This is a genomic window from Nguyenibacter vanlangensis, from assembly GCF_013376155.1.
Lineage (GTDB): Bacteria > Pseudomonadota > Alphaproteobacteria > Acetobacterales > Acetobacteraceae > Gluconacetobacter > Gluconacetobacter vanlangensis.
The window spans coordinates 1-1,384 of the sequence record NZ_JABXXP010000720.1; the positions used below are offsets into that span (position 1 = coordinate 1).

2 protein-coding genes are annotated in these 1,384 nt (G+C 69.7%); both read right to left on the reverse strand.

What is annotated here, in order from left to right; genetic code table 11:
• Positions 1 to 22 precede the first annotated feature (22 nt).
• Entirely contained in the window at positions 23 to 880 is an 858-nt protein-coding gene (locus HUK84_RS18390; protein ID WP_176641525.1) for a hemolysin family protein, read from the reverse strand.
• 86 nt (positions 881 to 966) lie between these two features.
• Positions 967 to 1,384: rRNA maturation RNase YbeY (gene ybeY, locus HUK84_RS18395; RefSeq protein ID WP_176641524.1), on the reverse strand; the 418-nt coding region annotated here is incomplete at its 5' end.

Below are 1,384 nucleotides of genomic sequence, written 5' to 3' on the forward strand. Positions count from 1 at the left end.
CCGGCCGCGACGGGTCGGTTCGTCAGAGGGCGGGCGCGGGGGGCGCGGCCGGCGGCGGGGGACGGACCCGGACCTTGCGGATATGCAGCGAATCCGCATCCAGCACCCGGAATACCAGCCCGCTCTCGTGGGTCAGCACCTCGCCCCGCGTCGGGACATGCCCGGCCAGATAGAACACCAGCCCGCCCACGGTCTCGATTTCCGCCTCGCGTTCGGCCTCCGTCAGGATCGACCCCATCCTGGCCTCGAACTCTCCCACCGGCAGCCGCGCATCCACGTCGAATGTCCCGTCCGGCCGTTCCTGGATCAGCACGGCGGTCGGCTCGTCATGTTCGTCGGAAATGTCGCCGACGATCGTCTCCACCAGGTCCTCGATGGTCACCAGCCCGTCGACGCCGCCATATTCGTCGATTACCAGCGCCAGGTGGACCCGGCGCTGCCGCATCTGCAGCAGCAGGTCAAGCACCGGGATCTGCGGCGCGACCATCAGCGGCTGGCGCAGCAGCGCCTCCACGCTGAACGCCTCGCTGGTGCCGGCATAGGCGATCAGATCCTTCACATGGATCATGCCCACGATGTCGTCCAGTTGCTCGCGATAGACCGGCATGCGTGAATGGTTCTCGCGGCGCATCAGCGCCAGCGCCTCGTCCAGGCTCAGCGTCACCGGCATCGCCACGATATCGGCGCGCGGCACCATCACGTCGTCGGCGGTAATGCCGCGCAGCCGCAGCACGTTGGCGATCAGCGCGCGTTCCTGCCGGTCCAGTTCCGAACCGCCATCCCCGCCGTCGCCTTCCGCGTCGTCGGCTTCCTGCACCAGGGCGGCGATCGAATGGCGCAGTCCCTGCTCGACGCGCCGCCGGCCGAACAGCGACAGCAGCCCCTTTCCGCGCTGACGCTGCGGATGGGCCTCATCGGCCCGGCCCGGCCCGCCTTCGGGTGCGGCAGGGTCGGGCGAAGCGTGGTTCACTGTCCACCCCCCGCGATGCCTGCGCGGTATTTCCACGGGTTGGGCACGGACAGCCGGCCCAGGATCCTGGATTCCGCCATTTCCATCCGCCTGGCCTCGCCGGCCTGGTGATGGTCATGCCCCCGCAGATGCAGGATGCCATGGACCACCAGATGCGCCAGATGGTGGCGGATCGGCCGGCCGGCGGCCTGCGCCTCGCGCCGCACCGTCTCCAGCGCGATCATGATGTCGCCGCCCGTCGGCCCGCCCGCATGTTCGCCGGGATAGTCTCCCGGATATTCGAACGTCAGGACATTGGTCGGCTTGTTCCGGTCGCGATGCCGGGCATTCAGCCGCCGGATCGTCCGGTCATTGTCCAGCGCGATCGTCACCGCCGCCGGCCCGGTGCCGGCCCAGGCGGCCAACGCCGTGCGG